The sequence below is a fragment of the Achromobacter mucicolens genome (genome assembly GCF_029866465.1).
Lineage (GTDB): Bacteria > Pseudomonadota > Gammaproteobacteria > Burkholderiales > Burkholderiaceae_B > Achromobacter > Achromobacter mucicolens.
Window position 1 is genome coordinate 604,828 of the sequence record NZ_CP123364.1, and the last position, 21,104, is coordinate 625,931.

The 21,104-nt window shown below is 66.8% G+C and carries 17 protein-coding genes; 7 read left to right on the plus strand and 10 right to left on the minus strand.

Annotated elements, in window-relative coordinates; genetic code table 11:
- Nucleotides 1–53 precede the first annotated feature (53 nt).
- Nucleotides 54–3,560: an indolepyruvate ferredoxin oxidoreductase family protein gene (locus QEP15_RS02730; RefSeq protein WP_175157409.1), complete on the minus strand. Its 3,507-nt coding sequence runs from the start codon at nt 3,558–3,560 to the stop codon at nt 54–56.
- 130 nt (nt 3,561–3,690) lie between these two features.
- Between QEP15_RS02730 and QEP15_RS02735 the strand changes: the two genes are divergently transcribed.
- On the plus strand, nt 3,691–4,140 hold the full coding sequence (locus QEP15_RS02735; RefSeq protein ID WP_008159001.1) for an Lrp/AsnC family transcriptional regulator: 450 nt from the start codon (nt 3,691–3,693) through the stop codon (nt 4,138–4,140).
- A 62-nt stretch (nt 4,141–4,202) separates the two neighbouring features.
- On the opposite strand, the gene QEP15_RS02740 is transcribed toward QEP15_RS02735, so the two are convergent.
- The gene (locus QEP15_RS02740; RefSeq protein WP_217618993.1) at nt 4,203–5,168 is read right to left on the minus strand and encodes a Bug family tripartite tricarboxylate transporter substrate binding protein; all 966 of its coding nucleotides are present in this window, start codon (nt 5,166–5,168) and stop codon (nt 4,203–4,205) included.
- 61 nt (nt 5,169–5,229) lie between these two features.
- On the minus strand, nt 5,230–6,069 hold the full coding sequence (locus tag QEP15_RS02745; protein ID WP_217618994.1) for an alpha/beta hydrolase: 840 nt from the start codon (nt 6,067–6,069) through the stop codon (nt 5,230–5,232).
- Between the two features lie 84 nt (nt 6,070–6,153).
- Between QEP15_RS02745 and QEP15_RS02750 the strand changes: the two genes are divergently transcribed.
- The 3 genes from QEP15_RS02750 to QEP15_RS02760 all read left to right on the plus strand — a co-directional run bounded on the left by QEP15_RS02750 (nt 6,154) and on the right by QEP15_RS02760 (nt 9,047).
- On the plus strand, nt 6,154–7,038 hold the full coding sequence (locus tag QEP15_RS02750; protein ID WP_056327821.1) for a LysR family transcriptional regulator: 885 nt from the start codon (nt 6,154–6,156) through the stop codon (nt 7,036–7,038).
- A gap of 204 nt (nt 7,039–7,242) precedes the next feature.
- Entirely contained in the window at nt 7,243–7,749 is a 507-nt protein-coding gene (locus QEP15_RS02755) for a hypothetical protein (RefSeq protein ID WP_056327822.1), read from the plus strand.
- Nucleotides 7,750–7,847: 98 nt separating this feature from the next.
- Nucleotides 7,848–9,047 carry an MFS transporter gene (locus tag QEP15_RS02760; protein ID WP_280148406.1) on the plus strand — a complete coding sequence of 400 codons (1,200 nt, stop codon included), beginning with the start codon at nt 7,848–7,850 and terminating at the stop codon, nt 9,045–9,047.
- Nucleotides 9,048–9,254: 207 nt separating this feature from the next.
- Here QEP15_RS02760 and gltX read toward each other — a convergent pair whose 3' ends face one another.
- Nucleotides 9,255–10,661: a glutamate--tRNA ligase gene (gene gltX, locus QEP15_RS02765; RefSeq protein WP_280148407.1), complete on the minus strand. Its 1,407-nt coding sequence runs from the start codon at nt 10,659–10,661 to the stop codon at nt 9,255–9,257.
- Nucleotides 10,662–10,795: 134 nt separating this feature from the next.
- Between gltX and QEP15_RS02770 the strand changes: the two genes are divergently transcribed.
- On the plus strand, nt 10,796–13,237 hold the full coding sequence (locus QEP15_RS02770) for a bifunctional acetate--CoA ligase family protein/GNAT family N-acetyltransferase (RefSeq protein WP_280148408.1): 2,442 nt from the start codon (nt 10,796–10,798) through the stop codon (nt 13,235–13,237).
- A gap of 22 nt (nt 13,238–13,259) precedes the next feature.
- Here the strand turns inward: QEP15_RS02770 and QEP15_RS02775 are convergent, their stop codons facing one another.
- The 6 genes from QEP15_RS02775 to yjgA all read right to left on the minus strand — a co-directional run bounded on the left by QEP15_RS02775 (nt 13,260) and on the right by yjgA (nt 18,230).
- The gene (locus QEP15_RS02775; protein WP_152383340.1) at nt 13,260–13,952 is read right to left on the minus strand and encodes a cysteine hydrolase family protein; all 693 of its coding nucleotides are present in this window, start codon (nt 13,950–13,952) and stop codon (nt 13,260–13,262) included.
- 9 nt (nt 13,953–13,961) lie between these two features.
- Complete coding sequence (locus QEP15_RS02780; protein WP_056327827.1) at nt 13,962–14,798, minus strand: ABC transporter permease; 837 nt, start codon at nt 14,796–14,798, stop codon at nt 13,962–13,964.
- Nucleotides 14,799–14,801: 3 nt separating this feature from the next.
- Nucleotides 14,802–15,617: an ABC transporter ATP-binding protein gene (locus QEP15_RS02785; RefSeq protein WP_280148883.1), complete on the minus strand. Its 816-nt coding sequence runs from the start codon at nt 15,615–15,617 to the stop codon at nt 14,802–14,804.
- Complete coding sequence (locus QEP15_RS02790; RefSeq protein WP_180100357.1) at nt 15,617–16,621, minus strand: ABC transporter substrate-binding protein; 1,005 nt, start codon at nt 16,619–16,621, stop codon at nt 15,617–15,619. Before QEP15_RS02790 ends, QEP15_RS02785 begins: the two co-directional genes overlap by 1 nt.
- A 365-nt stretch (nt 16,622–16,986) precedes the next feature.
- Nucleotides 16,987–17,661, minus strand: coding sequence for an alpha/beta hydrolase (locus QEP15_RS02795; protein WP_279214487.1), 675 nt, complete (start codon nt 17,659–17,661; stop codon nt 16,987–16,989).
- A 17-nt stretch (nt 17,662–17,678) separates the two neighbouring features.
- A complete protein-coding gene (gene yjgA, locus QEP15_RS02800) occupies nt 17,679–18,230 on the minus strand; it encodes a ribosome biogenesis factor YjgA (RefSeq protein ID WP_062841595.1) in 552 nt (183 codons plus the stop codon).
- Between the two features lie 58 nt (nt 18,231–18,288).
- On the opposite strand from yjgA, the gene pmbA reads away from it, so the two are divergent.
- Both pmbA and QEP15_RS02810 read left to right on the plus strand, forming a co-directional pair.
- Entirely contained in the window at nt 18,289–19,653 is a 1,365-nt protein-coding gene (gene pmbA, locus QEP15_RS02805; RefSeq protein ID WP_056327831.1) for a metalloprotease PmbA, read from the plus strand.
- Between the two features lie 164 nt (nt 19,654–19,817).
- Nucleotides 19,818–20,912, plus strand: coding sequence for a TRAP transporter substrate-binding protein (locus tag QEP15_RS02810; RefSeq protein ID WP_142051299.1), 1,095 nt, complete (start codon nt 19,818–19,820; stop codon nt 20,910–20,912).
- The last annotated feature ends 192 nt before the right edge of the window (nt 20,913–21,104 follow it).

The window sequence follows — 21,104 nt, forward strand, 5'->3', positions numbered from 1 at the left end:
CTAGGCGCGCCCCGCAAGGCGCGCCCAGGTCAGTGACCACTCAGACCGGCTGTTTATGCGGTTTTCCGCAAGGCGCTGGCGTGCGGGGCCGGTGCTGTATAGCTCTGCATGAGCCGGGCCAGATCGGTCCGGTACTTCTCGACATTGGCGGCCTTCACGTGGCCAAAGCCGCGAATGTTTTCAGCCAGGGCGGCGATTGTAGCCGCTTGCGCGAGGTTGTCCGCAGTCAGCCCTGCAAGCAGTTGATCGATGGTCTGGCGGTACTCCGTGACCAGCGCCCGTTCCATCCTGCGCTCGGCGGTATGGCCGAAGGGATCGAACCAGGTGCCGCGTAGGCCCTTGAGCCGCGTCAGCAATTTCAGTGCCGACATCGTGCGCGGACCCAGCGTCATCTTGCGCGGCACGCCGGTGCGCGGATCCTTACGGGCGAAGATGGGCGGGGCCATGTGAAAGCGCAGGCTGTAGTCGCCCTCGAACTGGCCTTCCAGCTGCGCCTGGAACGTCTCGCCGGTATAGAGGCGCGCCACTTCGTATTCGTCCTTGTACGCCATGAGCTTGTACAGGCCGCGCGCCACGGCCATCGCCAGGCGGGGCGTCTTGGCATCGGGCGCCAGGGCCCGCTCGCGGGCCGCGACGGCGTCAACCACGTTCCGATACGCCTGCGCGTATGCCGCATCCTGATAGGCCGTCAGGTCTTCGACACGGCGCGCCACGGCGCGCTCGAAGGTTTCGGGGATGTGCAACTGTACGACCTGGGCCCGCGGGCGCAGCGCGCCTTCCAGCGCGTCGGGGCGATGCGCGGCAAGCCGGCCGCTGTCGAAGGCGGCGCGGTTGGCCGCCACCGCCACGCCGTTCAGTTCGATCGCGCGATAGATGGCGGCCTGCGAAAGCGGCACGCCGCCGCGCTGCCAGGCGTAGCCCAGCATGAACATGTTCGACAGGATGCTGTCGCCAAACAGCGCCAGCGCCGCTTCATGCGCGTCGATCGCGGCCGTGTGCGCGTCGCCCGCCGCATGACGGATCTTGGCCAGCAGCGCCTCGGGGCGCATCGCGGCGTCGGGATTGCGCGTGAAGTCGGACACAGGCGCCACGTAGGTGTTCACCGTGACCTGCGTGTGGCCGTGGCGCAAGGCGCCCAGCGAATCCGGCGCGACCGCGGCAACCGGATCGCACAGGATGGCCGCGTCGGCCTGCTGCCAGTCCAGCCGCACGGGGCCAGCGGCCGAGCCCGCCGGGGCAAGGCGAATGTGGCTCACGACGGTGCCGCCTTTCTGCGCCAGTCCGGTCAGGTCCAGCACCGCGGCCGACAGGCCTTCCAGGTGCGCGGCCATCGACACGATGGCGCCGATGGTGATGACGCCGGTGCCGCCCATGCCGGCGACCAGCAGACGATAGGGATGGTCCAAGGCAGGAAGGGCGGGCTGCGGCAGGCCGGCGATCATGCCCTGCAGGCGTTCCTGGTCGGCCTTGGGCGCCGCACTCTTTCTGGGCTTGCCGCCCATGACGGACACGAAGCTCGGGCAGAAGCCTTCCGCGCACGAGTAGTCCTTGTTGCAGCTGGACTGGTCGATCGCGCGCTTGCGGCCGTACGGCGTTTCCAGCGGAACGACCGACAGGCAGTTGGACTTCACGCCGCAGTCGCCGCAGCCTTCGCACACGGCGCTGTTGATCAGCATGCGGCGCGCCGGGTCCGGGAACTGGTTCTTCTTGCGGCGGCGGCGCTTTTCGGCCGCGCAGGTCTGGTCATGGATCAGGACCGTCACGCCCGGGATCTCGCGCAGCTCGCGCTGCAGCGCGTCAAGCTCGCGGCGGTGGTGGACCTTGATGCCGGGGCCCAGGTCCACGCCCTGGTATTTCTCGGGCTCGTCGGTGGTGACGACAATGCGCGCCACGTTTTCGCCGCGCAGCTGCTGGCAGATCTGGGGCACCGAGATCGGGCCGTCCACCGGTTGCCCGCCGGTCATGGCGACTGCGTCGTTGAACAGGATCTTGTAGGTGATGTTGGCGCGCGCCGCGACGGCCTGGCGGATGGCCAGGTAGCCCGAGTGGTAATACGTGCCTTCGCCCATGTTCTGGAAGATATGCGGCATCTTCGTATAGCGGGACAGGCCGATCCAGTCGACACCTTCGCCGCCCATCTGCGTGAGTCCGCCGGTGTCGCGGTCCATCCACGCGGCCATGTAGTGGCAGCCCACGCCGGACAGCGCCTGGCTGCCCTCGGGCACCTTGGTCGACGTGCTGTGCGGACAGCCCGAACAGAAGTAAGGGCGGCGGCGCATGCCGTCCGCGTCGTTGGATAGCGGCGCCTGGCATTCGAAGGCCGACAGGTCGCGGTTCACGGGCAGCCCCGCGGCGCGCGACAGCCAACCGGCCAGCGGCGCGGCCAGCAGCGACGGGCGCAGCTGGCCGGCAGACGGCACCATCGGCTCGCCGTCCAGTCCCTTCTTGCCCACGACCGTCGGCCGCTCGGGCAGGTTGAACAGCATGTCCTTGATCTGGCTTTCGACCACTGCGCCTTTTTCCTCGATGACGAGGATGTGCGACAGGCCGCGCGCGAAGTCGAGCAACCGGCCTTCGTCCATCGGCCAGGTCAGGCCGGGCTTGTAGATCCGCACCGGCGCATTCGCCGTGACCGTGTCCACGCCCAGGCGCGCCAACGCTTCCATGGTGTCCAGGTGCGCTTTGCCGACGGTGACGATGCCCACCGTCGCCTTGGGCGCCGGACAGGTCAGCTTGTCGATGCTGTGCCGGCGCGCGAAGGCGGCGACGGCCTTCATGCGCTGGTTCATGCGCGTTTCGACCGCCAGCGACAGGAAGTCGCGCGCGGAGTATTCCAGCGATCCGGCCGGCATGTCCGGATCCTCGGGCATGTCGTAGGTCTGGATGGCGGCTGGCGTGAACGAGTGGCCGCTTTCGATGGTTTCGGACACGGCCTTGAAGGCGACCCACGTGCCCGCATAACGCGAGAGCGCCCAGCCCCAGAGCGCGAAGGTCTCGTATTCGTCGATGGACGTCGGATGCACGATCGGCATCTGCCAGCCGATCAGCGACGCTTCGCTGGCGTGCGGGATCGAGGACGACACGGCGGTGTGGTCGTCGCCCACCACCACCAGCACGCCGCCGTGGCGCGAGGCGCCCGCGGCATTGCCGTGATGCAGCGCGTCGCCGGCGCGGTCCACGCCGGGACCCTTGCCGTACCACATGGCAAACACGCCATCGACATTGCGGTCAGCGCGCACGCCGGCCTGCTGCGTGCCCATGACCGCCGTGGCGGCCATGTCTTCGTTGATGCCCGGCAGGAAGGTGATCTGGTTGGCGTCCAGCGCCTTCTGCGCCTTCCACATGGCCATGTCCACGCCGCCCAGCGGCGATCCGCGGTACCCCGATACGAAGCCGGCGGTGTTCAGGCCGCGTTCGCGGTCCACCCGGCGCTGCGTGAGCATCAGGCGCACCAGGGCCTGCGTGCCAGTCAGGAAGATGCGTCCGGACTCGCGGGTCAGGTTGTCGGCAAGCTGGTAATCAAGGTCCAGCTCGGGTGCGGCGGCGGGGGTACCGTCCATAGTCAATGCTCCTCGTCTTTGGCACCATGATAGGTTCGCGAGGGATCAGGTTTATTGCGTTTTTGGATCGTGCTATCCCTATAATTCGCAATGAACATTTCGTATTTCAAGAAAACCAGGAGACAAACGAATGGACAAGACCGATATCGGCATCCTCAAGGCGCTGCAGGAAGATGGCCGGGCCTCTGCGCAGCAGCTTTCCGAGAAGGTGGGGCTGTCCGCCGCGCCTGTATGGCGGCGCGTGAAGGCGATGGAGGCGAGCGGGGTGATCCAGGGCTACAGCGCCCAGGTCGACCGCAGCAAGGTGGGGCTGGGCTGCATGTTTGCGCAGATCAGCCTGGAGCGGCATTCGGCAAACACGGTCGAGAACTTCGAGCGGTCGGTGCGCGATGCCCCGGAAATCCTGGAGTGTTATGCCGTGACCGGCGATTCGGACTTCCTGTTGAAGATCCTGGTGGAAAGTCCGGAAGCCTACGATCGCTTCCTGCACCGGTTCCTGTTCAACATGCCGGGCATCCGGCAGACGCGCACCATTGTGGCGCTGCGTGAAATCAAGCACGAGCAGCGGCTGCCGCTGTAGAAAGGCGCGCCTTCTCTATATAGATAGAGAGAAAGGGCGCGCCGCAGTGCAAAGGGACAGGTTTATTGGGGCTGGATGCCGGCGATCCGGATCCATTCCTTCCAGCGAGCCGTGTCTTCCTTCACGAACGCGTCAAAGCGCGCCACGTCCATCGCTTCCGGCGTCAATCCCAAGGCGCGCAGCTTGCGCGCCGTGGCGTCGTCCTGCACCGCGGCCTGCAGGTAGGCGTTCATTTTGGCGACGATCTCCGGTGGCGTGCGGGCGGGCGCCGACAGGCCCAGCCAACCCGCCACGACGAAGTCAGGATAGTAGGTGGCCATGGTCGGCACGCTGGGCCAGGCATCATGCTGCCGGGCGCCGGTCACGGCGATGGGGACGAGGCCCTTGCCGTCGATTTGGCCCATGGCGGTCAGGTAATCCACGAACGCGAAGCCGATCTGCTTGCCGCGCAGGTCGGTGATGATCTGCGTGATGTTCTTGTACGCCGCCCCGGTGATGTTGATGCCGGCCCGCTGCTTGAAGAGTTCGGACGGCACCTGGGAGGACGAACTGTAATAGCCGAAGAAGACGTCGCCCGGATGTTTCTTGGCGTACTCGACCAATTCGGGCACGGTCCGGTACGGGCTGTCCGGCGAGACGACGCCCACCGTGCCGAACGTGCCCAGCATGCCGACCTGCACGAAATCCTTTTGCGCGTCGTACGGCAGCGTCCTGTACAGGAACTGATTGGCCGAATGCGTGGAGTTCGTGGACAAGAGGAACGTGTAGCCGTCGGGCGCGGCGCTTTTGCTGGCGTTGGTGCCCACGATGCCGCCGGCGCCGGGGCGATCCTCCACGATCACTGTCTGCCCGGTCTTCTCGCCCAAATACTGCGCGAAGGTGCGGGCGGTCAGGTCGGCCGCGCCGCCCGCCGCGGAGGGCACGATGATCGTCACGGGCTTATCGGGCCAGCCGGCGGCGTGCGAGGCCGCGGCCCACAGCAGGCAGGCGCCGGCGAGCGCCGGACGCAGCAAGCGGAAAATGGTCATGTCTGTCTCCTGAGTGCGCTTGGGCGCGTCGTTGTCGTTGTCGTGTTTATCTTGCTGGTGATCAGCCAAATTGCGTTCGGTGCCAGTCCAGGATGGCGCCGGCGCTGATCTGCCAATGATCTGCGTACATCATGCAGTGGGGTTGTCCGGCAAGCCGGGCATGCGAAAAGCCGTAGCGCCGCGCAATGGCTTGATCCTGTCCCGGCGGATGCCGGTCATGCGTATCCAGTCCGGCTTCCAGGCACAGGCCGGGCGCGCGGATCGATGCCGGGCCAATAGCCACGCGCAGCAGGTACCTATCGTTCAGAACCTGGGGGCTTTCCGCGCACAGGCGCCGCGCCACCGCGCGAACGTCCCGGTCAGGCGTGGTCGCCAGAAACCGTGAGCGGATTTCCGCCTCGCCGGGGGCGGCGCGCGGCGCTGCCCCGGGCACGGCAGGCAAGCCCCGCGCACCGGGCAGATCGCCCGGAGGCGAGGGCGCCAGCAGCACGACGCCAGCCACGGGCCGCTGGCTGGCGGCCAGCAGCGCCGGCAACGCGCCCATGCTGTGGCCCACGACAACGGTCGGCGCCTCCAGCGCATCCAGGGCGCTGACGACGTCCTGGCCCAGGTCCTCGATGGTGACGTTCGGAAATCCGGCGTCTTGCGGCAGGTCGCCGTGGCCGCGCATGTCCAGCGCCGCGCACGCCAGACCGGCCGCTGCGAAGTAATCCAGATAGTGCGCGTAGCACCAGGCGCCGTGGTAGGCGCCCGGCACGAACAACAGGCCGGGCCGGCCGTCTTGCGGGACGGCGCCGATGCGCAGGCGGCCATGCCCCGCATCGCGCACGGGCAGCCGATCGGCCACGCCAAAGTCCAGCGGGTCCGTGGCGGGGGGAGAGATAAGGTTGGCGGTAGGCATATTGCGGCCATCTTAAGAGGCGGCCTATGATCAGAAAACTTTATTTTTCATATGGATTGATAAGTTCTACTAATCCGTCGCCCCATGCGCCCGCTTCCCGATCTCTCCATTTCCCATTACCGGCATTTTTTGCTGGTCGCCGAGCTGGGCAGCTTTCGCGCCGCAGCCGTCCGGGCTTTCCGATCCCAACCCGCGTTGTCCCTGTCGATCCGGGAAATGGAACAACGCCTGGGACAGCCGCTGTTCGAGCCCGGCAACCGCGGCACGCTGACGCGCTTCGGGCAAGACTGCCTGCCGCTGGCGCGTGAACTGGTTGACCACCACGACCGGGTCGCCGGCGCCTTGTCGGGGCTTGCCAACAATGGCGCCGGCAGCTTGACGATGGCGTCCGTTGCGTCCGCCGCCACGCACTGGCTGCCCGAACTGGTGGCCGCCTACCGGGCGCAGTATCCCGCGGTGTCGCTGCGCCTGTTCGACGACAACTCCGAGGGGGTCGAGCGCATGGTGCTGGCGGGCGAGGTCGAACTGGGCGTGTGCAGCACCGTGTCACGCGACCGCCGCCTGTCGTTCGAACCGCTGATGCGCGACGCCTTTGGCCTGGTCTGCCATCGCGGCCATCCGCTGGCTGGCCGCAAGTCCGTGACGTGGCGCGAAATCGCCGACCTGCCTTTGGTGGGCACCATTGCGCACCGCCAGCTTGCCGGTCATCCGCAAGCGGCGTTCATGCTGGACCGGCAGGTGTTCGTCTCCAACATGATGTCGCTGCTGGCCATGCTGGAGCGCGGCGTGGGCGTGACGGTGCTGGCCCGCCTGGGCGTGCCGCCGGATTCGCCGGGACTGGCGTTTGTGCCCTTGTCGCGGCCACGCATCGAACGCGAGCTGGGCATTGCCCGTCTGGCCGGCAGAAGCCTGTCTCCGGCCGCCGCGCGCATGGAGGAAATGCTGCGCGAGAAGGCGCGTCGCGGGTGAGCCGCTGTCGCTAGAAACCAACGCATTTTTGCGGTTTCCGCGCGGATTCCGGGCGCGTCCGCACCCGCACTGTTGCGCATTTGCACACGGCGCGGATCGTCGTTGATTCTTCCCTGACGCCTATTTAGAGTGCGTGAAGTCCGCTGCGCCTGGGACGGGCCGGTGTGATCGGCGCGGCGCGTCGGCGGACGTCTTGAGGAAGTCATGAGCAGTGTGTTTTTGCGTACGGCAGGCATTGCCTGCGCCATCGTGATCCTGGCCGGTTGCGCCGCCAGGAAGCCAGCCGCCATCACCGAGGCCCAACCCGCTGAACCGCCCAAGCCGGTGGCCTGCACGCCCGCCAAGACTGGCGACCCGATGATCGGCACCTGGTTGTCCAATTCGCGTCCGCGCGATGTGGCGGGCGACATGCAGTCGCTGATCGTGCTGTCCGCCGACGGCACCATGTCCTACGAATCCCTGCTCAAGATCGGCCGCAAGACGCGTCCCGCGCTGCGCGAGACGGGCTGCTGGAGCGTGGCGGACGGCGTCTACACGATGCGCACCACGAAGTCGGCGGGCGAGCCGGTGGATCCCACCGATCCGATCTATCTGAACCGCTACCGCGTCGAGAAGGTCGAGCAGTCCAAGCTGTCGCTGCGCGAACTGAAGTCGGGCGGCATGCTGCTGACCGCGCGCCGCATGCCCGCGGGCTACCGACTGGCCTACTGACCGTTGCGCCGGGCGGACATTTCGCCCGGCGGTCAAGCCAAGCGGGCCAGGCTGCGGTAAGGTGCGGGCTTCGACTTTCGCCCCGCAGCCGGTTTCCCATGCCCGCCCTGTCCTCCGAAGCACGCGCGATCGCGCTGCTCGCGTTGGCCGCCTTCGTCAGCGCCAGCGCTTTCCGAATCTGTGATCCCATGCTGCCGCAACTGGCGGCGGAATTCGGCACCACCACCGGCCAGGCCGCGCGCGCGGTCACCGCATTTGCGGTGGCCTACGGCGTGCTGCAGATGTTCTTCGGGCCGGTGGGCGACCGCTACGGCAAGTACCGCGTCGTCAGCGTGGCGACCGTGGCGTGTGCGCTGGGCAGCGCGGGCGCCGTCATGGCGGAATCGCTCGACATGCTGGTGTTCTGCCGCGCGCTGTCGGGGGCGGCAGGCGCGGGCATCGTGCCCCTGTCCATGGCCTGGATCGGCGACAACGTTCCTTATGAGCGCCGGCAGGCGACGCTGGCGCGCTTTCTGACCGGCACCATCCTTGGCATGTCGGCCGGCCAGCTTGCGGGCGGCCTGTTTGCCGATACCGTCGGCTGGCGCTGGGCCTTCATGGCGCTGGTGGCGGGCTACCTGATCGTGGGCGTGCTGCTGCACCTGGAGGTGCGGCGCCAGCGCGCGGCGGGCTTCGCGCAGATCGATCCGGGGGCGGCGCGCCAGGGATTCGTCGCGCAGGCGCGGCTGGTGCTGAGCGCGCCGTGGGCGCGCGTAGTGCTGGCGACGGTGTTCATCGAAGGGCTGCTGGTGTTCGGCGCACTCGCGTTCGCACCCTCGTACCTGCATGAGCGATTCGATATCTCGCTGACGGCCGCAGGCGCGCTGGTCGCCGTGTATGCGGTGGGCGGACTGATCTATACGGTTGTCGCGGGCCGCATCCTGAAACGGCTGGGCGAGCGCGGCCTGGCCGTCGCGGGCGGACTGGTGCTGGGCGTGGCGTTCCTGTCGTACTGGCTGGGACCGGTCTGGATATGGAGCCTGGCGGCCAGCGTGCTGGCGGGCTTCGGCTATTACCTGCTGCACGCGACGCTGCAGACGAACGCCACGCAGATGGTGCCGTCTGCGCGCGGCACGGCGGTGGCATGGTTTGCCTCGTGCCTCTTCATGGGGCAGGCGGCGGGCGTGGCGCTGGCAGGGGCCGTGGTGGACGAGATCGGCGCGGCCGCGCTATTCGGCGGTTCGGCCGTGCTGCTGCCGCTGCTGGGGGCGTTCTTTGCCCGGGCGCTGAAGGCGAGGGCCGCGATGCAGCGGGCGTGAACGGCGTTGCGTCACGCCGGATTGAAGACACCAGGGCGGCAGGCTTATGCAGGTGTCAGACACCCTGCCGAGACCCTCACGGGTTTGCGGCGTTAGCTCTCGAGGGTGTCAGACACCTGGGCAGCAGGCTTTCGGAGGGTGTCTGACACCCTGATGAGATGCCCGTGACTTTGCGGCGGCTCATCAAAGGGTGTCTGACACCCGGGTTTAAATCGCCGACAGCCGCTTGAGCACCGTTTCCTTGCCCAGCAGCGCCAGCACCGCATCCACCGCAGGCGTCTGCGTCTGGCCGGTGACGGCCACGCGCAGCGGGATGGCCAGTTGCGGCATCTTCAGGCCGCGGTCGGCCAGCACGCCCTTGATGAGCGCGGACAGCGCTTCGTGCGACCATTCCGCATCCTGGGCGCGCTGCGCGAAGTCGGCCAGCGCTTCGCGCGCGGGGGCGGTCAGGTGCTGCTCGGCCAGGTCGGCCGGCGCGCCCTTGAATTCGCCGCAGAACAGCATGGCGCCGTCGGCCAGCTGCTCCAGCGTTTCGGCGCGGTCCTTCAAGAGACCCATGACGCCCGGCAGATCGATCTTTTCGGGGTAGCCGCCGCGGGCCGCGACGCGCGTGGCCACGCGCTCTGCCAGTTCGGCGTTGTCCATCTGCTTGATGTAGTGGGCGTTGACCCAGTTCAGCTTCTTGGGATCCCACTGCGAGGCGGACTTGGACAGGTGCTTGGTGTCGAACCAGGACACCAGCTGGTCGCGCGAGAAGAGTTCGTCGTCGCCGTGGCTCCAGCCCAGGCGGGCCAGGTAGTTGATCATGGCCTCGGGCAGGTAGCCCTCGTTGTCGTACTCCATGACGTTGACCGCGCCGTGGCGCTTGGACAGCTTTTCGCCGTCCGGGCCCAGGATCATCGGCACGTGGCCGTATTCAGGCAGCGTGGCGCCCAGCGCGCGCAGGATGTTGATCTGGCGGGGCGTGTTGTTGACGTGGTCATCGCCGCGCAGCACGTGCGTGATGCCCATGTCCCAGTCGTCGACCACGACGCAGAAATTGTAGGTGGGCGTGCCGTCGGGGCGCGCGATGATCAGGTCGTCGAGCTCGGTGTTGTCGAAGCTGATCGTGCCCTTGACCATGTCGTTCCAGGACGTGGCGCCTTCCTGGGGATTCTTGAAGCGCACGACCGGCTTGCGGCCTTCGGGGATGGCGGGCAGCGTCTTGCCGGGTTCCGGGCGCCAGGTGCCGTCGTAGCGCGGCTTGTCGCCGCGGGCGCGGGCGGCTTCGCGCATGGCTTCGACTTCCTCGGGCGAGCTGTAGCAGTGGTAGGCAGTGCCGGCGGCCAGCATCTGGGCCACGACTTCGCGGTACCGGTCCATGCGCTGCATCTGGTAGAACGGGCCCTCGTCCGGCTGCATGCCCAGCCATTCCATGCTGTCCAGGATGGCCTGCACGGCTTCCGGCGTGGACCGCTCGACGTCCGTGTCCTCGATGCGCAGCACGAAAGTGCCCTTGTGATGGCGCGCGAAGGCCCAGGAGAACAGCGCGGTGCGCGCGCCGCCCAAATGCAGGAAACCGGTGGGCGAAGGCGCGAAGCGGGTGCGAATGGGAGTAGAGGCGTTGGAAGTCATAGGTGGCAGTGTTAGCGGCTGCGGCGCCACAAAGTGGCGTCGGGCAGTGTCCTCATCAAGCGGACAGCGGGCTTGTCTTGATACGATGAACGCTATTTTAGATTAGTGTGAACAGGCCCTGGCCCGACCTCCCCATGTTGAGACACGCTCTTGCGCCCATGTTCGAACCCGGCTCGCTGGTGATCGTGGCCGATCGGCCGCTGCCCGCGGCAAGTTCCCTGTCTCCCGCCCTGAAGGCGAAGACCACGGTCGTCACGGTCGAACCCGGCGCGGCGCCCGACCTGCCGAACAGGCTGGAAGGCCTGGCAGCGGGCGAACGGCCTGATCTGGCCCTGGTTTGCGTCTCGCCCGCCGTGCTGCCGGAAACCTTGCGCCGGCTGGCGCCGCTGTCGCCCCGCGCGGTCATCCTGCTGCCCCACGAACTGCCCGACCCATACCCGCGCGGCACGCTGGCGCTGTGCCGCGCCTGGGCCGAGGAAAACCACTGCGAACTCCTCGGGCCGCGGTCCTTCGGCGCGCAGCGGCCGCACGCGGGCCTGAATTTCAGCCAGCACCCGGTGCTGGCCCGCGCCGGCCGCGTGGCGCTGGTGGCGCAGTCGCGCTCGATCATGGCCGCCGTCATGGACTGGGCCGAGGACGTGCACATCGGCTTTTCCACCGCCGTGTCGCTGGGCGACGAGGCCGTGGTCGGCCTGCCCAAGCTGCTGGACTACCTGGCCAGCGATCCCCGCACCGACAGCATCGTTCTCTACCTTGAAGACGTCGGACCCGCGCGCGAATTCATGAGCACGCTGCGGGCCGCGGCCAGCATCAAGCCGGTCATCGTGCTCAAGGCAGGGCGCTCGGACGCCGACAGCAGCGATGCCATCTTCGACGCGGCGCTGCGCCGGGCCGGCGCCGTGCGCGTGCGCTACTTCGTGCAGCTGTTCTCGGCCGTGAAGGTGCTGGGCTACACGCGCCGCCCCAAGGGCCGCCGCGTTGCACTGATCTCCAACGGCAGCGGGCCTCCGCAGCTCGCCATGGACTTGATCGGCCCGGACGCCGCGGTGCTGCGCGCGGACCTCGCGCCCGCCACGCAGCGCGCGCTGGCCGACATGCTGGAGCCCGACGCCGCCATCGCCAACCCCGTCATCACCTACCTGCCCATGACGCCCGAGCGCATTCGCGCCATGCTCGACGTTGTCCTGGACGACACGGGCGTGGACGGCGTGCTGGTGCTGCTGGCGCCCGACGCCCTGGCCGACATGCCCGCCGTCGCGCGCGAGCTGGCGCAGATCGCGCCGTCGGCCAAGAAGCCGGTGGTGACCTGTTTCATGGGCGACGCGGGCATGCGGCCCTTGCGGCGCATGCTGGACGACGCCGGCACGTCGGCATTCCGTACGCCCGAATCGGCCGCCGATGCCTTCGGCGTGCTGGCCTCGCACCACTACAACCAGCAACTGCTGCTGCAGACGCAGCCGCCCGAACCCGCGAGCCACGTGCCCGACCTGACGGCCGCCCGCGAGATTCTTGCGCGGGTGCGCGCCGAATGCCGGCGCGAGCTGAACACGTCTGAGATCCGCACACTGCTGGCGCTGTTCTACGTGCCGCTCAGCGAATTCTCTGCCGATGCGGCGCGCGGCGAAGCGGAATCCCGCCCCATGGCGATCCGGGTGCGGCGCGATCCGAAGTTCGGCCCCGTCATCCGGTTTGGCGCGGGCGGGCCGGACGCGGTGCTATCGCTGGCCGATCGCGGCATGGACCTGCCGCCGCTCAACGGCTACCTGGCGCGCCAGCTCATCGAGCGCAGCCGGCTGTGGCGCCGCGTGCTGGCGCCGCGGGTCGGCCACATGGCCGCCGAGGCGCTGCAGCAGGCGCTGGTGCTGGTGTCCGAGCTGGTGTCCGAACTTCCCGATATCGAAACGCTCGACATCGATCCCCTCTACGCAGGCGAAACCCACCTGCGCGCGGGCGGCCTGCGCATGACGCTGACCGAGACGCCCGGCTGCGCCTCGCCGCAGACCACCGGCTATCCGCACATGGCGATCCACCCGTATCCGGCCCGGCTGGTGCAGGTGCGCCGATTTGCAGACGGCATTCCGTGGGTGTTGCGCCCCATCCGTCCCGAAGACGGCGAGGCGTTGCAGGAATTCATCCGCGGCCTGTCGGAGCGCTCGCGCTACATGCGGTTCGTGTCGATGATGCGTGAACTGACGCCGCGCATGGTGTCGCGCTACACCCAGGTGGACTACCACCGCGAACTCGCGCTGGTGGCGGCCACGCAGGTGCCCAATCCCGCTAATCGCGGCCATCCGCGCGAGGTGCTGGTGGGCTTTGCGCACTACCTGCGCAATCCCGATGGCCGCGGCGCGGAATACGCGCTGGTGATCGGCGACGACTGGCAGCGGCGCGGGTTGGGGCGTCAGCTCATGACGGCGCTGATCGACGCCGCGCGCGAGCAGGGGCTGGAATACATCGACGGCCTGGTGCTGTCGACGAACCGGCCCATGCTGGCGCTGATGACCAGCCTGGGCTTTACCAACGATCCCGACCCCGAAGACCCGACCATGCGCCGGGTCTGGCTGAACCTGGCTTAAGGCCCGCGGCCGCCGGAACGGTTCAGGCGGTCTTGCGGGACGGCTGCGCGGGCGTCAACCGCGCGGCCGCCTCGTCCACCGACAGCACGTCGCCAAAGAACAGCATCCACCCGTGCAGGGCGTTCTCGTGCTCGGCCGGCGTCACGGCGGCCAGCGCGTCGTCCACCATGATGGTCCGGAAGTCCCGCATCATCGCGTCGCGCGCAGTGGATTCGCAGCACACGTTGGTGACCGTGCCGGCGATCAGCAGCGTGTCCACGCCCAGGCCGCGCAGCACCGGCTCCAGCTCCGACGAGCCCGGGGCCATCGCACTATAGAAGCGCTTGACGACCCGCAGGTCGCTGGCCTGCGCATGCAGGTCCGGATGCAGCGCAAAGCCGGGCGAGTCGCGGCGCAGCGTCTCCAGGCGGCGGGCGCTGCGTTCGGGCGTCAGCATCACGCCGTGGTGATGCGACCAGAACACATCCGCGTTGTCCGAGGCCGTCTGCACCCACACCACCACGCCGCCCGCGTCGCGCACCGCGCTGCAAAGGCGGTTGATGGGGCCGATGATTTCCCGCGCCGGGGCGCATTCGCCTTGGTAGCCGGGCAGCAGGAAGTACTGCTGCATGTCGATCACGACCACCGCCGTGCGCGCGGCCGGCAGCTCGTCATACGGATGCAGGCAGCCCTGGCGGGCTACGACGCGATCCTTCACCCATTGGGGGAATTCCATGCTGCCTCCTTAGCCGTAACGCCGCGCCACGGCGGACTCGACGCGGTAGATGATGAGGTACATGACGCTGGAGATCAGCGCCAGCATCACGATGGCGGTCATGACGATGTTCAGCTTGAACACCTGGCTGCCGTTCATGATGAGAAAGCCCAGCCCCGAATCCGCCGACTGGAATTCGCCCACGATGACACCCACCAGCGCAAGACCGATGTTCATCTTCACGGCCGCGATCAGCGTCGGCACGCTGCCTGGCAGCACGACCTTGGTCAGCACCTGCCAGCGGCTGGCGCCAAAGGTGTGGGCAAGCTTGACCTTGTTCAGGTCGATGCCGCGGAACCCCGCATACACCACCATGATGGTCACGAACACCGCGATGGCGACCGCCATGCCGTACACCGCATAGTCTGACCCCAGCCACAGGTAGAAGATGGGCACGAACGCGATCTTGGGCATGGCGTTGGCCACCACCAGGAAGGGGTCGAGCACCTTATAGAGAAACTCGGACCACCACAGTGCGGCCGCCACCACGATCCCGATGACCATGCTCAGCACAAAGCCCACCAGCGTGGCCGACAGCGTCGTCATGATGTGCTTGCCCAGGCTGCCGTGATTCCACAGTTCGATGAAGGTAGGCCACAGCGCGCTGGGATAGCTGGTGAGCAGCGGATTGACGATGTGCATGCGCGGCAGGATTTCCCATGCGCATAAGAAAACGACCAGGAGCAGCGCCTGGGCCACACGGATGTTTCGGCGGCGCGCGCGGTCGCGGCGCAGGTAGTTCAGGTACTTTTCGCTGGGGCCGGGCACGGCGCGCAGCGGGACGGTATTGGCAATCGGCGCGTTCATGGCTCAGCCCTCCACATGGACGTCCAGCTCGTCCCAGAGCTGTTTGAAGTACGTGTTGAATTCCGGCCGCGAACGCGCCTGGAACGGGGTGGGGCGGACCTGGCCGTCGCCGTAGTGGATGCGGTACTGGCTCTTGAGCCGCCCGGGCCGGCGCGACAGCACGATCACGCGATCGGTCATGGCGATGGCTTCGCCGATGTCGTGCGTCACCAGCACCACCGTCTTGCTCTCGCGGCGCAGGATGTCCACGACTTCGTCGGAGATGGCCAGACGGGTCTGCGAGTCCAGCGCCGAGAACGGTTCGTCCAAGAGGATCACGTCGGGCTCGGTGACCAGCGTGCGCGCCAGCGCCGCGCGCTGGCGCATCCCGCCCGAGAGCTGCCGCGGCGTGTGCGACAGGAACGCGCCCAGGCCGCATTTTTCAAGCAGGTGCACGGCGCGCGCCTCGCTGCGCGCATCGCGCCGCCCCTGAATCTCGGCGCCCAGCATCACGTTGTCCAGGATGGTGCGCCACTCGAACAGGTAGTCCTGCTGCAGCATGTAGCCGATGCGCGCGTTCGGCTTGGTCACCGCCTGCCCGTCGACCAGCACCGCGCCCGAGGTCGGGGGAATCAGGCCTGCGATCAGCGACAGCAAAGTGCTCTTGCCACAGCCGCTTTGGCCGATCAGGCTGACGAACTCGCCCGGCGCCAGGCTGAACGACACGTTGGACAGCGCTTCGGTCTCGCCTTCCGGCGTGAAGTACGACAGACAGACGTCGCGCAGTTCGATCTTGGCCGTGGCGGGCGCCGGCTTGAGGTTGTGGATGGCGGCTCCCATCATTGGACCTTCTTGGCAAAGTCGGCGATCACCACGTCCTCGTACTTCACGCGGGCGCTGTCCTTCATGACCGCGCTGGCGATCAGCATGTCCTGAAGCTGCGTCATCGCCTGCGCCGTCACGAGCGGCGTGGTCTTCCAGATCTGATATTGCTTGTAGCGCTCGATCGCCTCGGTCACCGCGGCCTGATCCATGCCGGGAAAGAAGGTCATGATCTGCGGGGCCAGCGTGGCCGCGGGCGTGTCCTTCACGTATTTCTCGGCGCGCGCCACCACGTCGGTCCAGGCCTGGATGACCTTGGGGTTGTCGCGGATGTACTTGTCGGTGGCGGTGAACACCGTGTAGTCCACCTGGCCCACCTCATGTCCCACGGACGCGACGATGTGCCCCTTGCCGTTGCGCACCAGCTCGCCGGCCTCGGGCTCCAGGAAGATGCCGTATTCGCCCTGGCCCGCCATCCAGGCGCCGGCGCGCGCGGGGATGCCGATGTTGTTGAGCAGCTTCACGTCCTTCTGCGGATCCAGGCCGTGCTTGCGCAGCGCGGTTTCCAGGAACACGATGGGATTCGATCCTGGGCGAAAGCCGATGACCTCCTTGCCCTTGAGCATGGACCAGTCGAACTTGTCGACCGGCTTGCGCGCCAGCAGGAAGAAGCCGTCGGTGGCGGTCAGGCCGGCGAAGATCTTCGGTTTGACCGGCGATTCGCTGTTCTGCACATAGATGGACGCCTCGGGCCCGATCAGCACGATGTCCGCGCTGCCCGACAACAGGGCGGTCATGCCCTTGTCGGTGCCTTGCGACGTCTTCATGGACACGTCCAGGCCGGCGTCCTTGAAGTAGCCCTGCGACAGCGCGACGTATTTGGGCACGTACAGGATGGATCGCACCACCTCTTCGTATCGCACCTTCACGGGGGGATTCAGGGCTTCGGCCTGAGCGGCCAAAGGGGCAAGCAGCGCGAGCAGCGCCGCGCCTGCCAGGCGGGGCAAGGGCGAGGTCTTCACGGGACTTTCTCCTGCGTCTTGAATGCCGCGCCGACAATCGGCGCGACACGGCCAATGGGATGGATCGACTACAACAACAGGGAAGCCCGAACAGTGCACGCCCGGGCCGGTGAGGCTTGGATCGAATACTATATTCAAGACAAGCAGGCGACAAGCGTTTTGCGGTTGGCGTTTTTCTCTATGGACGTGCGTTGTCGCTGCCCCGAAAATTCGAGGCTGGAATACCAGTTGGTATACAGAATAAGATTTCGAGCCGCTGAGGCGGGCTCAATCCATCGTAGGCGGGGACGCGCTTGGCGCCCATCGGCCAGGAACACGGGCCGCGCGCGGCGCCGCCCGCCATCGTCCCTAGGCTGCCCGTCGCATCACACCAGGACTTCGTTCAGGAAGGCCGAAATATCGGCCACTTCCTCGGCGCAGACCGAGTGCGGCATCGGGTACGTGTGCCAGCGCACGTCGTAACCCAGCCGCTTGAGTTCGCCCAACGACGCTTCGGCGCGCGCCAGCGACACGACCGGGTCGTACTGGCCGTGGGCCATGAAGATGGGCGTGTCGTCGTTGGCGGGCTGGCGTTCGGCCTCGGCGCTGTCCACCAGCGGCAGATAACCCGACAACGCCATCATGCCCGCCAGCTTTTCTTTCAGCCGCAGGCCGGTGTGCAGCGTCATGGCGCTGCCCTGTGAAAAACCCGCCAGCACGATGTTGGATGTGGGAATGCCACGCGCGTTTTCGCGCGCGATCAGCTTGTGGATGGCCGCTTCCGAGGCGCGGATGCCGCGGCCGTCTTCCACCCGCACCAGGTCCATCACCAGAATGTCGTACCAGGACCGCATCGCCATGCCGTTGTTGATCGTCACGCGCTGCACGGGCGCGTTCGGGAACACGAAGCGCACGCCGAGTCCGGCGGGCAACTGCAGCTCCGGCACGATGGGCGCGAAATCGTTGCCGTCGGCGCCCAGTCCGTGCAGCCAGATCACGGCGTGCGTGGGGTTGGGGGCGGTTTCGATCTCGATGCAGTCGAGCAGGTCGGTTGCGGTCATGGATGGGCAGTAGGCAATTAGAGGGTGAGCGTCTTGAGGGCCTGGAACAGCGCGCGGTAATGCTTCTTTTGCGGCTCCTGGCCCTGCAACAGCGAGGCGTTGGCCAGCTTTTCCTTGCGGGCGGCCCGGATCAGCGTGCGCAGTTGCTGCACGTCGGCCTGCGGATTGTTGTTCAGCAGGCGCGTGAAGGCGTCATCGTCCTCGAGCAGCCGGTCGCGCAGCGTTTCCAGCCGGTGCATGGCGGCCGTTTCCTCGCGGGAGCCGTTCTCCCAGACGTCGAGTTGCTTGCGAATGACGTCGGCTGGCGCATCGCGCATCAGCTTGCCGACGAAGTGGACCTGGCGCCGCAGGCCTTCGCGGCCGGTGGTGCGTTGCGCCATGCGGATCGCTTCGTACAGGCGCTCTTCGAGCGGCAACTGCTTCAGGCGTTCGGGCGACAGCGCGATCAATTGCTTGCCCAGGTCCAGCAGAGCGTGCATTTCACGCTTGACCTGGGACTTGCTGGGACGGTCGTAGCCGTTCTCGTCGTAACCGTCGTCGACGGAATCTTCTTGGGGATGGGAATTCATGGAAAACTGCGCAATGACAGACTTGGCTATGATAACCGTCTCTGCAAATTGGACTGCAATGGTTAAAACCTCCTCATCCTTGCCGCTGGCGGCGAATCACGCGCGTTTTTCCGAACTTGTCGAGCAAACCCTGGCCTACGCGCGCCAGATCGGCGCTTCCGACGCCGCCGCGGAAGTCTCGGAAAGCCTGGGACTGTCCGTCTCGGTACGCAAGAACGACATCGAAACCGTTGAGCAAACCCGCGACCGGGCGCTGGACCTGACGGTCTACGCCGGCCAAAGCCGCGGTTCGGCCTCGACGTCCGACTTTTCCGAGGCCGCGCTGCGCCAGACGGTCGAAGCCGCCTGGCACATCGCTCGCCACACCGCTGCCGACCCGGCCGCCGGCCTGCCCGACGCCGACCAGCTGGCCACGGAATTCCCCGATCTGGACCTGCATCGCGCCTGGACCGTTTCCACCGAGGAAGCGGCCGAACTGGCGCTGCGCGCCGAGCGCGCCGCCCGCGAGGTCGATTCGCGCATCACCAATACCGACGGCGCCACCGTCGGCACGTACGAAGGCCAGTTCGTGATGGGCAACACGCGCGGCTTTCTGGGCGGCTACCCGTACTCGCGCCACAGCCTGTCCGTGGCGCCCATCGCAGGTCGCGGCAACGGCATGCAGCGCGACTACTGGTATTCGTCCGAACGCGACCCGGCCAAGCTGGCCTCGCCCGAAGCCATCGGCCGCTATGCCGCCGAACGCACGCTGTCGCGCCTGTCGGCCCGCCGCGTGCGCACCGGCAAATTCCCGGTCCTGTTCGAGGCGCCGCTGGCGCTGGGCCTGGTCGGCGCGCTGACGCAGGCCGTCAATGGCGGGGCGCTGTACCGCAAGGCGAGCTTCCTGGTCGATTCGCTGGGCAAGCCGCTCTTTCCCAAGCACATCAACCTGGTCGAGGATCCGCACATCCGCGGCGCCATGGGCAGCTCGCCATTCGACGACGAGGGCGTGCGCACGCGCCGCCGCAACGTGGTCTCGGCCGGCGTGCTGGAAGGCTATTTCCTGTCGTCCTACACTGCGCGCAAGCTGGGCATGACCACCACCGGCAACGCCGGCGGTTCGCACAACCTGGTCTTCAGCTCCACGCAGACCCAGCGCGGCGACGATTTCGAAGCCATGCTCAAAAAGCTGGGCACGGGCTTTCTCGTCACCGAGCTGATCGGGCAGGGCGTCAACTACGTGACGGGCGACTATTCTCGCGGCGCTTTCGGCTATTGGGTCGAAAACGGCCAGATCCAGCACGCGGTGCAGGAAGTCACCATCGCCGGCAACCTGGCCGACATGTTCCAGCAGATCGTCGCGGTGGGCGCCGACACGATCTCGCGCGGCACCAAGACCACCGGCTCCATCCTCATCGAGCAGATGGCCATTGCCGGCACCTGATCGCGCCCGCCGGCGGCGCGCCGCGCGCCGCCGGCTCCTGTTTTGCCCGCTTTGCAATCCCTTGCCTTTCCGGGATTTCCTCTAGCCGTTCCTGTGTTCGCCAGCGTGTAATATCCGGCGGGTATTGCTCGAAGTCCCGGGTGTTGCTGTATAGGAGCAAAGTGATGCAACGACGTTCATTCCTGAAGCGCGCCAGTCTGGGCGCCGTCGCCGGCGCCGCCGTCAGCTCGCCCGCGTTCGCCCAGGACATGCCCTCGATCAGCTGGCGCCTGTCCTCGGGCTTTCCCAGCGCGCTGGACCTGCGCGTCGGCGCGGCCGAGAGCTTCTGCAAGTTCGTCGCCGAATCCACCGCAGGCAAGTTCAACATCCGCCACTTCCCGGATGGCGAAGTCGTTGCCGCCGCCGACCTGATGGAAGCGGTCTCCACCAAAAAGGTGGAATGCGGCCATGTGTCCTCGCGCCGCTACCACGCCAGGAATCCCGCGTTCAGCTTCGATGCGGCCGTTCCGTTCGGCCTGAACGCGCGCCAGATGAATGCCTGGATGAGCGAGGGCGAGGGCCTGCGCCTGACGCGCGAACTCTTCAAGCCCGAAAAGATCATCAACTTTCCCCTGGGCAATACCGGCGCCCAGATGGGCGGCTGGTATATCAAGGAAATCAAGCGCGAAGGCGACCTGAAAGACCTGAAGATGCGGGTGGACGGCCTGGCGGGGGAGGTGCTGTCCCGGCTTGGCGTGGCGCCCCAGCAGGTCGAGCTCGCCGCCTTGGCACAGGCCTTTGAAAAAGAGGGGCTGCAGGCGGTGGCCGGGGCGGGCGCCTATGAGGACGCCAAGCTCGGATTGAATAAAGTAGCTAAGTATTACTACGCACCCGGCTGGTGGGCGGGCGGTGAACAGCTCTCGCTCTACATCAACGACGAAGCCTGGAACCAGTTGCCCAAACATTATCAATCGGTGGTGCAGTCCGCGGCGCTGGCCGCGCACACCGCGGCGACGGCGCGTTATGACGCGCTCAATCCGCAGGCGCTGGCTCAACTGACGGCCAACGGCGCGCAAGTGCGGGCTTTTCCCCGGTCCATCATGGATGCCGCGTTCGAGGCTTCGCAACAGGTCTACAAGGACTTAAGCGCCAAAGACCCCAGATTCAAGGCATTGCACGATAGTTACATGGGCTTTCGCGACAGCGAGATGCCGTGGTTTCGCCTGACCGAGGGCGCGTTCGGCCAGTATCTGGGCGTGGCGCTGTCGGGCAGGAGTTAGGAGGGAAGCCGGTGCCGAATGGCATTCGGCGAGTTTCAGGGTTTGTGCTAGTAACCACACGTTTTTTACAAAAAAATGGGCGGTTTTGAGGCTTTTGTTGAACGGCATTCGAGTTTCGGCCTGATACAAAGGAGTAATATCCCGGGTCTTGACGCGCATTCATGCGGCCTTTAGGCGGCATCGACGTCAATC

Excerpts from the sequence above, each read along its gene's own strand:
- QEP15_RS02730 (WP_175157409.1), bottom strand. The coding sequence starts at position 3,560 with ATGGACGGTACCCCCGCCGCCGCACCCGAGCTGGACCTTGATTACCAG.
- QEP15_RS02735 (WP_008159001.1), top strand. The coding sequence starts at position 3,691 with ATGGACAAGACCGATATCGGCATCCTCAAGGCGCTGCAGGAAGATGGC.
- QEP15_RS02740 (WP_217618993.1), bottom strand. The coding sequence starts at position 5,168 with ATGACCATTTTCCGCTTGCTGCGTCCGGCGCTCGCCGGCGCCTGCCTG.
- QEP15_RS02745 (WP_217618994.1), bottom strand. The coding sequence starts at position 6,069 with ATGCCTACCGCCAACCTTATCTCTCCCCCCGCCACGGACCCGCTGGAC.
- QEP15_RS02750 (WP_056327821.1), top strand. The coding sequence starts at position 6,154 with ATGCGCCCGCTTCCCGATCTCTCCATTTCCCATTACCGGCATTTTTTG.
- QEP15_RS02755 (WP_056327822.1), top strand. The coding sequence starts at position 7,243 with ATGAGCAGTGTGTTTTTGCGTACGGCAGGCATTGCCTGCGCCATCGTG.
- QEP15_RS02760 (WP_280148406.1), top strand. The coding sequence starts at position 7,848 with ATGCCCGCCCTGTCCTCCGAAGCACGCGCGATCGCGCTGCTCGCGTTG.
- gltX (WP_280148407.1), bottom strand. The coding sequence starts at position 10,661 with ATGACTTCCAACGCCTCTACTCCCATTCGCACCCGCTTCGCGCCTTCG.
- QEP15_RS02770 (WP_280148408.1), top strand. The coding sequence starts at position 10,796 with ATGTTGAGACACGCTCTTGCGCCCATGTTCGAACCCGGCTCGCTGGTG.
- QEP15_RS02775 (WP_152383340.1), bottom strand. The coding sequence starts at position 13,952 with ATGGAATTCCCCCAATGGGTGAAGGATCGCGTCGTAGCCCGCCAGGGC.
- QEP15_RS02780 (WP_056327827.1), bottom strand. The coding sequence starts at position 14,798 with ATGAACGCGCCGATTGCCAATACCGTCCCGCTGCGCGCCGTGCCCGGC.
- QEP15_RS02785 (WP_280148883.1), bottom strand. The coding sequence starts at position 15,617 with ATGGGAGCCGCCATCCACAACCTCAAGCCGGCGCCCGCCACGGCCAAG.
- QEP15_RS02795 (WP_279214487.1), bottom strand. The coding sequence starts at position 17,661 with ATGACCGCAACCGACCTGCTCGACTGCATCGAGATCGAAACCGCCCCC.
- yjgA (WP_062841595.1), bottom strand. The coding sequence starts at position 18,230 with ATGAATTCCCATCCCCAAGAAGATTCCGTCGACGACGGTTACGACGAG.
- pmbA (WP_056327831.1), top strand. The coding sequence starts at position 18,289 with ATGGTTAAAACCTCCTCATCCTTGCCGCTGGCGGCGAATCACGCGCGT.
- QEP15_RS02810 (WP_142051299.1), top strand. The coding sequence starts at position 19,818 with ATGCAACGACGTTCATTCCTGAAGCGCGCCAGTCTGGGCGCCGTCGCC.